General features: G+C 30.3%; 7 protein-coding genes. 1 reads left to right on the forward strand and 6 read right to left on the reverse strand.

The features are described from left to right. Nucleotides 1-146: 146 nt before the first annotated feature. The 3 genes from B3W71_RS05450 to B3W71_RS05460 all read right to left on the reverse strand — a co-directional run bounded on the left by B3W71_RS05450 (nucleotide 147) and on the right by B3W71_RS05460 (nucleotide 3,781). The gene (locus B3W71_RS05450; RefSeq protein WP_346887929.1) at nucleotides 147-1,604 is read right to left on the reverse strand and encodes a basic amino acid/polyamine antiporter; all 1,458 of its coding nucleotides are present in this window, start codon (nucleotides 1,602-1,604) and stop codon (nucleotides 147-149) included. Between the two features lie 21 nt (nucleotides 1,605-1,625). Continuing rightward, complete coding sequence (locus B3W71_RS05455) at nucleotides 1,626-2,393, reverse strand: dimethylarginine dimethylaminohydrolase family protein (protein WP_346887930.1); 768 nt, start codon at nucleotides 2,391-2,393, stop codon at nucleotides 1,626-1,628. A 305-nt stretch (nucleotides 2,394-2,698) separates the two neighbouring features. After that, nucleotides 2,699-3,781, reverse strand: a complete 1,083-nt coding sequence (locus tag B3W71_RS05460) for an AI-2E family transporter (protein ID WP_346887931.1) — start codon at nucleotides 3,779-3,781, stop codon at nucleotides 2,699-2,701. A 1,273-nt stretch (nucleotides 3,782-5,054) separates the two neighbouring features. Between B3W71_RS05460 and B3W71_RS05465 the strand changes: the two genes are divergently transcribed. After that, nucleotides 5,055-7,853, forward strand: coding sequence for an immune inhibitor A domain-containing protein (locus B3W71_RS05465; protein ID WP_346887932.1), 2,799 nt, complete (start codon nucleotides 5,055-5,057; stop codon nucleotides 7,851-7,853). Between the two features lie 239 nt (nucleotides 7,854-8,092). On the opposite strand, the gene B3W71_RS05470 is transcribed toward B3W71_RS05465, so the two are convergent. The 3 genes from B3W71_RS05470 to B3W71_RS05480 all read right to left on the reverse strand — a co-directional run. Continuing rightward, nucleotides 8,093-8,833, reverse strand: coding sequence for a YebC/PmpR family DNA-binding transcriptional regulator (locus B3W71_RS05470; RefSeq protein WP_346887933.1), 741 nt, complete (start codon nucleotides 8,831-8,833; stop codon nucleotides 8,093-8,095). Between the two features lie 93 nt (nucleotides 8,834-8,926). Then, complete coding sequence (locus B3W71_RS05475; RefSeq protein WP_346887934.1) at nucleotides 8,927-9,580, reverse strand: YigZ family protein; 654 nt, start codon at nucleotides 9,578-9,580, stop codon at nucleotides 8,927-8,929. Between the two features lie 55 nt (nucleotides 9,581-9,635). Then, nucleotides 9,636-10,390, reverse strand: a 755-nt coding sequence (locus B3W71_RS05480; protein WP_346887935.1) for a HEAT repeat domain-containing protein, incomplete at its 5' end; no start/stop codon positions are given.

Below are 10,390 nucleotides of genomic sequence, written 5' to 3' on the forward strand. Positions count from 1 at the left end.
GCGTTAATAATATAAGTGCTTATTTAATATTTATTTAGATTAGCTCATTTTGCGAAAGCCTCTTTTTCATATTTTCATTTAGCATATTTTAACTCAATATTAAAATTCATTTCATTATTTAACAACTTAATTTGTATATATCCCATTTAAAATGGAGCTATTGTGCCATTAAAAATAAGAATTAAAGATAGTATAGCCATAGCTATTATTACTCCAAGAATAATTTTATCCCTAACAGTTTCAAAGCACTTTTCTCCCTTTTCTCTTTTAGCTTTTATATATACTAATGTACCTGGAGCGTATAGAATAGCTGTAATTAATAATCCAGTAAGCCCACTAGCATAAATTAGCCAACAACCGTATATGGTTCCAAGGATTCCTATAAATCTAGCCATATTTGTGGTCTTAGTGCTTTCTCCTACAAATCCATCCTTTTTAAAAGCAATTAATAAATAGTACATTGCACTTAGAAGGTATGGAATCATAATCATACTAGCTGAAATTGTATAGAATATTTGATAGGTTGATTTATTTAAATAGGTTATTATAAGAAATAATTGAATTATTCCATTTGTTAAATATAGAGCATTTACAGGGGCTCCATTTTTATTTTCCTTAGCAAAAACCTTAGAAAATACTCCATTCTTAGCTGCTAGATAAGGGCACTCTGAGGATATTATTGTATATCCTAAAGTAGCTCCAGCAAGAGATATAATTACTCCTATATTTACAAGAGCTGCTCCCCAAGGTCCAACTACACTTGCTAGTATTGCTGCCATAGGTGGATTACCTAGCTCTGCAAGTTCTGACCTTGGCATAACTCCCATACTAAGCATGGATACCATTATATAAATTGCTATTACAGATAAAAATGCTGTTATTGTAGCTTTTCCAACATCCTTAGAACGTTTAGCTCTTCCTGAAATAACTACTGCTCCTTCAATACCTATAAATGCCCATACTGTAGTTCCTGAAGTAGCCTTAACTTGCTCTACAAAGGATAATCCTCCTGGCTCTCCCCAGAAATTTGCCATAAATATTGATGGATCAAAGGCTCTTATAAATATTACTGCAACTATAAACACAAGAATAGGAATAACCTTACTTATAGTTACTGCTAAGTTTATACCAGCTGCTTCTTTTACCCCTCTTAACACTAAGTAATTCATAACCCAAATAACTAGAGATGCACATACTATAGACCATAGATTATTTCCTGTTCCAAATATAGGTATAAAATAAGATATAGCTGCAAATAGCAGTGTTGCATAGGATACATTGGCAAGCAGTGCACTTATCCAATATCCCCAGGCAGAGTTAAATCCTACATAATCTCCCCAACCTTCATTAGCATAGCTATATATTCCTCCTGTTAATTGAGGCTTAATCTTATTTAGTCCAAAGAAACACATAGTAAGAGCTAGCATACCTATTCCACAAATTATCCACCCTACTATTACAGCAGCAGTATTTGCTCCATTAGCAGCCATGTCCCCTGCTAAGCTAAATACTCCTCCACCTATAGTTGCACCTATGGCAACTGCTGTAAGTCTTGCATATCCTAAGCCAGATGATTTATCTTGTAAATTGGTGTTATTCACCATATAAAATCCCCCTATTATTAATTAAAACCTAAGTGATAAGCAGCTTAATCCACCATCTATTTTTCTATACTCAGAAGTATCTACTTCTTTAACTTCATAGCCAGAATCCTCTATAGCTTTTTTAGTTGTTGGATATCCTGCAGGAACTATAACTATGTCATTTACCCAAATACAATTAGCAGAATAACTTTCATCCTCATTAATTACAACTTTATTAAAGTCTTTAAATATTGGACTAGTAACAAATTCTCCAGCTACAAGTAAATTGTTGTTTTCTAGATAAGCAAGTCCAGTTTTAAGATGTAATACTTCTTTTAAAGGTACAACTGAACCATCTAATCCATATTTTCCCAGTATATCAATTATTTGTTTTGCACCTTCTTCATTAGTTCTAGCTGAAAGTCCTATATAAAAATGATCTCCTACCATCATTATGTCTCCAGCTTCAACGGTACCAGGCTCTTTGATATATTCAATATTCTTATAGAACTTCTCTAAAGCTTCTTGCATATCTTTTTGCAAAATTTCATCTCTTCTACTCAATGCACCAGGACGTGTAACAATAGCACACTTTCTTGTACAAAGCACCACATCTTCTACAAAGCAAGAATCAGGAAAATCTTCATTTGCTTCTAATACTGTAACATTTACACCACATTCCTTTAATGTTTCAATATACTTGTCATGTTGTTTTAAGGCTAGCTCATAATCTGGTTTTCCTAAACTAGCTGTGGTTATCCCCTCTGCCAAAGCTTTACATGGTCTTCTTACAATTACATTCTTAAACATCTCAATTCCACCTATATACTTTTATTCTCTATAGAATATGAAATCTATTCCCTTAATATTCATGCACTTAAATATTATAATGTACATATTTTCTGTCATAACTTTCTACATTTATTACTTTATTTCCTTTTTGCTTTTCTGAAAAATATGGTATGAAAAAACTTTTCTTTTTAATATCTTCCTTGAAATTCATATAAAAAAGCTATATAGCTATAGAATCTTTCTTCTATGCTATATAGCTTCTTAACTTTAATTATTTACTTCCTTTTAGGTAAGCTTTTAGACTTCCTTAATCATTAAATTCATTATTGTAATTCTCTGTACTTATACTTCTCAATAACTTTATCTAAGTAAATTTTTATAACTCCCATAATTGGTACTGCCAAAATCATCCCTATTATGCCAAAGAATCCACCACCAATAGTTACTGCAAGAAGTGTGAGGATTGGACTTAACCCTAACTTTCCACCAACAAATTTAGGCTCTATAATGTTTCCTTCGATTTGTTGAAGAATTACTAAAAATACTAAAGAATACATTGCCACAGAAGGACTATAGAACATGTTTATAATCACTGCAGGCACCATACCTATAATAGGTCCAAAGTAAGGTATCATATTAGTTATTGCACATATAACTCCAAGTAACAATGCGTATTTTGATCCTACCAATGATAATCCAATAAAGCTTACTAGACCTACAAAAAAAGAATCAATAGATTTAGCTACAATATAGCTACCCACATTAGAATTAAATGTTTTGCATACATCAATAACTAAGCTTGCTCTCTCTTTTTTTAGAATTATATTAGTAATTTTCTTTATATAACTTAATATACCCTCTTTATCAATGATAATATATACAGATATGATTAATCCTAAAACTACATTTACAATTAGGGCAGTTAAAGATAATGTTGTACTCAATATATAATCTAATATAAATTTAGCAAAACTACCTAAATGAGGAATTATCGAAAGTAATCCCTCTTGAATTTGAGCCAAAGAAGTACTTTCAATACCACTGGCTATACTTAAAATCCAAGCTTCTACTTCTTTCGAATACTGAGGAATTTGATTTATTATCTCTATAATACTATTAGTAATATATGGCACTATCATTATAACAAAAATAACAGTACCACTTATAGCTACTCCATAAATTATAAGTATGGTTAACCACCTTTTACACTTTAGCTTTCTCTCCATGAAATCTACTAGTGGAGATAGAATATACGCTAAAATCATTCCTATGAAAAATGGAGTTAATAGTGATAATAATTTAGAAATTATCCCAAAGAAATAACTATAATTATCTACAAATTGAATTAAAATATAGGATATAAGGAAAGTAATAATTAATCCTGTATAAAATTTTATATTCTTCAATAAAACACATCCTTATTAACTAATAGCACATATAATATCATAAATTTATAATGAACTTCAATAGAATTATCTTTATTTTTCCACTTAAATTTTAAATTTATTGTAAATAATCTCTCATTCTAGCACAATTACTCATAATTCTGATTCTTAGCACCACATCCTGGTTCAAGAATTAAAAATAAAAGTTACTTTTAAAGCTATAAATTAAGCTACTTAAATGAATTGTTTAGATTTTATGAGGACTATATATTTAACATTTTCCCTATTTAAAAAGTTAACTTTTTAAATAGTTACTCAAATGGTAAAGTTTTAGTGATTTGTCTATTGAGATAGTTTGAGCTAAGTATATATTACATTAATCAAAATCACCTTATTTAGGCCTTATATAAATAAGGTGATTTGTTTATATTTTATATTAATTGAAAGCTATTAACCTTACCATCTCGTTAGAAATTCAGCATTGCGATATATATTCTGAATAATGCCATCATCTTCAAATATATCTATATCTACATATTTTATCCTCATATTAATTATATATAATTATCCATAAGTATTATTTACAAAGGTGAAAAATAGGTTTTATTTAAATCTATCCTAATGAAGTTTACTTTTTACGAAACTAAACAAATAAGTATATAATTGTATACCTATTAACTAAAATTTGAAAAAGTTAATAAATTATACAAAAATGTATTTCAAATTTTTAAAAAATGATTTATAATTACTTCAACGTAATATTCTCAAAATTTACAATAATGAATAATGCCCATGAATTACAGTCAGTTATTATATTTTATAGAATACCTCTGAAGTATATACCATTATATTATAAATTAACTTATGAAAAAGTTGAGTTAATTTATCAAACTTCCATTTTATAATAAATCACCTATAGATCTAATGAGGCCTCAATTTGCACTTCTCAGAAGTAGGTATATACTTAAGAAGTTTATTAAGATTTTCATATAGTATAAACACTTATATTTTAATCATCAAAGATAATCTGCTTTAATAAAATGCTTCTACCAACAAAATCAAGACGCAGGAAAATTATCGTAATTAAATATTGACCATAAATAAGTTATAGTGAAACTCATGACAATGACATCCTCTTATATCATTTGTATTTTCTCAAAGAATCAATTATAAGACGAAATTAGGGGTTATATTGTTTTTATTAAAAACTCTAGAACTCTTGATGTATAAAAAATTTTAAAAAAGTATTGTGTAAAAATCTTTACACTAACTACTTTGTTTTGGGGGGAAGAAAATGAAAAACAAAAGACTTTTAAGTATCGCATTATCAGTTTCGATGTTGCTTGGGACAGCCGGATCTACAATATCAGCTTATGCTGAAACCATGGGTGAATTTAAAAATCCACTAGGTACTATTCAAAGAAAGGGGTATAGTAGCGAAAAATTTACGTCAAAGCCACTAGTAATTTTAATCGACTTTCCAGATTACAAGTACACTGAATTAGACACAAGAGAAGACTGGAGAATTAATGCTTTTACAGGAGCAGAAACCACTGCTGAATTTTATGAGAAGTTATTCTTTGGAGACAACACTTATAAAACCTCCGATGGAAAAGAACATATAACCGTAAATAAGTTCTTTATGGAAGAATCAGGTGGAGCTTATGAGTTTAAAGGAAAGGTTGTTGGTTGGTATACAGCAGATCATAATGCAGCAGAATATGGTTCTAATGAAGGTGGAAGTGATCAACCAAGAGCTAGAAATTTAGTGAAAGAAGCCATTGAAAAAGCATCAAAAGATTTAGATCTATCTGAATTCGATATAGAGGATAAATGGGATTTAGATGGAGATGGAAATTATAATGAGCCTGATGGAATTATAGATAGTTTAGTTGTTCTTCATCCAGGCTTAGGAGAAGAATGGGGTGGAGGATCTTTAGGTAAGGATGCTATATGGCCTTTTAGATGGGGCTTTAATATTTTTGGAGAAGATATGACTAAACTCTCAGTGGAAAGAAGACAAAATTTAGTTTCAAAAAATCCTACAGTAACAGATAAAAATAATAAAACTTTCGCAATTGAAGATTTCACAGTATTTGAGCAAGATTTACCAGTAGATCTTTTCAATCATGAATTTGGACATGTTCTAGGACTTCCAGATTTATATCATCATTCTTCAAACCCACCAGTAGAGAATTGGTCTATAATGGGCGGTAGCTATACAGGGGATCCAAGAGGTTCTCAACCAGTAAGTTATGGAGCTTATTGTAAGGAATTCTTACAAAAAGATTTTGAGGCAAGAGGTAGGGTAGCTAATTGGCAAAATTCTAAGATTTTAAATCTAGAAGATATTGATGAAAAAGGAATAGATATAGTTCTAGATCAAGCGACTTTAAAAGGGCAGAACAAAGATGCTATAAAAATTAAATTACCAGAAGCTCGAGGAAATCAAATTGTGACTCCACCAGAAGGAGCAAAATGCTATTTTAGTGGTAAAGGCAATTATTTAGAAAATTATATGACTTTAAAAGAACCTATAGATTTAACTAATACAACATCACCAAAGTTAAGTTTTAAAACTTGGTATGCAATAGATCCTTATTTTGATTTTGGTTCAGTACAAGTAAAAGAAGTTGGTACAGATGAGTGGATAACTATACAAGATGAAACTGGACTAACTACAGATAAAGTAGATCAATGGATAATAGACAATGATCCAGATACTATAAAAGATAGAAATCCAGGCTGGGGATTTACTGATTACTCATCTAAAAAATCAGATAAATGGTTAGATGCTACATTTGATTTAAGTCAATTTAAAGGCAAAAAAGTAGATTTTAGATTTAGATTTAGATCAGATTCTAATACTCCAGAAGAAGGCATATACTTCGACGATATTAAGATTGTTGATAATGGTAGTACCCTATTTGCTGATAATTCAGAAGGAGAATCAAAATTCAACTTAAATGGATTTAAACAAAGCGATGGTATAGAAGTTTACGATCATTATTATTTATTAGAGTGGAGAAATAGTGGCGCTGGTACTTTAGTAGATCAAGGTTTACAAACTATTAATATTGGAAGACGAAGCCTTGAATATGACCCAGGTTTAGTAATGTGGTATATAAATGGTAAATATGATGGTTTTAAACCAGATCAAGATACAAATGAACATCCAGGTGAACTTTGTGTTGGAGTTGTAGATGCAGATCAGAATCCTGTAACATATAAGTATACTTATGGTGAAAGTGGAGCTGACAAAATGAACTACCAAATGCATGATGCTGCATTTAGCTTAAGACCAGGAAGCAATCTTGAAGTCAAGGGTGGTTCTGATAAGAATACTTTTACTGTAAATGATAACAACACTTTCATGAATCCAGTATTTAACGATAGTAATGATTATACAGCAAATTACTGGGGAAATCCATCAGGATTAATATTAAAGAATTATGGATTAAAAGTATTTGTAACAGATGAAAGTAAAGATAGAAGTACAGCAAAAATCCATATAGCTAGAGAGATTGATGGTTCTCAATACACATTACAAGAAAATGATTTAATAAAAGCAATAAAAGTAGAAAATGACAGATTATATATTACTTCAGATGATGAATATTCAGAAAAAGCTTATGTAGAATATGTAAGAAAAGATAATGCAAAACAACAATTAGTATTAAACTATAAAGATGGTAAATATGTAGGAAATGCGGAATTCTTAGCTGAAGATAATGAATGGAAAATTAGTCATGTAATCTTCATAGATAAAGCTGGAAATGCAAAAGCTATCTACAATAAAGATGTTCAGAAAATATACGGTGCAGACTTTGCTAGTATAGGAGAAGAACCTGTAAAACCAGAACCAGAGGATCCAGATAAAGAAAAACCTACAAAACCAGAGCCAGAGGATCCGAATAAAGAAGAACCTGCAAACCCAAACCCAGAAGAACCAATTAAGCCATCTAAAGAAAAGCCTGATAAGAAGTTACCACAAACAGGAGCAATGGTAGGAAGTGGACTTATCATACTAAGTGGAATAACTTTAGCAGGAGTTGGAGCTATAACTTTAAGAAAACGAAATAAAAAGAAATAAAACAATATGATGAAAGAGCTTATCATTAAGGATAGGCTTTTTCTATTTATTATTTGAAATTCAAATACAAAATCTTTTAATAACATAAAAAAGTCACCATATCTTATTGATAGAAGGTGACTTTTAAATCTTAATATATATCTTTAGCATAAAGCTAAATTAATGTATATCTCAATTATAATTTATTTTATCATTTAATTTTATTCGCTCAAATCATTGATATTACTTGGCTTCTACTATTAACCTTCCCATCCTTCTGGGAATCCAGCATTGTGATATACATTTTGAACATCATCATCATCTTCAAGTACATCTAGCATCTTTTGGAATTTAGTTGCAACTTCTTCACTGATTTCAGTATATGTATCTGGAATCATCTTAACATCCGCTTCTAAGAATTCTATTTCATTAGATTCTAAGGCTTCTCTTACTATACCAAAATCTTCTGGAGTTGTAGTTACTACAAATACTTCATCTTCAGCCACAAAGTCCTCAGCACCTGCATCTAAAGCCATCATCATCAGTTCATCTTCATCTACTGAATCAGTTTTTTCTATAATGATTTCTCCTTTACTTTGGAACATGAATCCTACGCATCCAAGGGTTCCCATGTTTCCCCCTTGCTTAGAAAATGCATATCTAACATTTCCCGCTGTTCTGTTTTTATTATCAGTAAGACATTCAACTATAACAGCTATTCCTTCTGGTCCATATCCTTCATAGATTATAGTTTCATAGTTTACTGAACTTAACTCTCCTGCTGCTTTTTTAATTGCTCTAGCAATTGTATCATTAGGCATATTAGCTGCTTTTGCTTTTGCTATAACGTCTCTAAGTTTAGCATTTGAATCTGGATTGGATCCACCATTTTTAGCTGCAACAACTATTTCCTTACCTATTTTAGTAAATATTTTACCCCTTTTAGCATCTGCCTTGCCCTTTTTAGCTTGGATATTATGCCATTTTGAATGTCCTGACATAGTAATTTCCTCCTGTACTATATATAATTGTTAACTTTAAAATCAATGTACCTATTATAACATAATATGCCTAATAATTTCAAATTTCAAGACCTATTCTTCAATAGCTCTATAGTATCTATGGCCTTCTTTAAATAAGTACTCTTCATCCTCTTCAAATATAGTAACTTTTCCATTGGTAGCTTCTATAAATGCCGCAATTATTATTTTCTTATTTTCAGTTTCTGAGAATAGCAATAACTCTACTTTATCCGTATATATGGTATCTTCAATATGCCAATTCTTTGTACCACATAGATATTGTATCTTGCCTATTAAGTCATAATCTAAAGTAAATCTTAAATTTAATCCCCTTACCTTTTCTACAATACCAGCTTCTTCAATGGCTGTAGAGGCTCCTTTAGAGTAAGCTCTTATTAATCCGCCTCCCCCTAAAAGAATACCTCCAAAATAACGAGTAACTACCACTACTACATCTGTTAAATCATTTTTCTTTATAACTTCTAATACTGGAATACCTGCTGTTCCTTGTGGTTCACCATCATCACTGTACCTTTGTATACCTTTATTTTCTCCAACTATATAAGCATAAACATTATGGGTTGCCTCTTTATGCATGCTCTTTATTTCATTTACAAAGTCCTTTGCTTCTTCTTCAGTATTTACTCTCTTTATGTAACCTATAAAAGTAGATTTTTTCTCTTGAAATTCTGAAGTAGCACTTCCCTTCACCGTAAAATAACTCATTAATTAAGCCCCCTTTGTAAAATTTAAATTTAGGCACTATCAAATAAATAATAGATCAGTTTTCTCGCCTATTTATTTCTTCACTATTTATTTGCTCTATATAACTCTCACAGGCTTTTTTAATATACTCTTTATCAGTGCTATAAAATAAAGCTTTTATTTTATCATCTGCTTCTCCAGTACTCACCTTTTGTAATGATTTCACTGCATAACTTATAACTTGAGGATTTTTATCCTCTAATGCTCTAATAAGGGCTCTCTCAGCTCTTGGATCACCAATCTTTCCAAGAGCTGAAATAGCCATTCTTCTGATATTTACATGATTATTAACTGTTGCTTTTATAAGAATCTCTACAGTTGCACTACTTCTCAGTTCACCCATAATCCATATGGCAGCTTCTTTATCTTTAAGTCCCATTTCCATATAATTTTTAACTAAAAAATGAGTTAGCTTTTCTTTATTTACTCTGTCTAAACTATTTAAAACTAGGATTCTTTCTTCCTTAGCTGCTACAATTAAAGATTTAAATAAATCTGATGTTGATTCACTTTTAACTAAAAATCTATACTTAATTTTACTACTTATAAGGTGCTTTTGAACTGTAGGTCTATCTAAATTTCTAATTTTACATATAGCTTCTATTGATTTTCCCTCTAAACTTAGAAAATAGGTAATTTCTTCATCACTATAATTTTCAATGAAGTTCCAATCATATTTAACTAATCCTGTACTCAAATTTCTCCCCATACTCTCCCCTTCATTTATTGTTTTAATCTTTAAATTTATAATCTTAGGCATCTGAAAATAAA

Origin of the sequence: Clostridium sp. UBA1056 (genome assembly GCA_002316385.1) — a bacterium.
Classification (GTDB): Bacteria; Bacillota; Clostridia; order Clostridiales; family Clostridiaceae; genus Clostridium_J.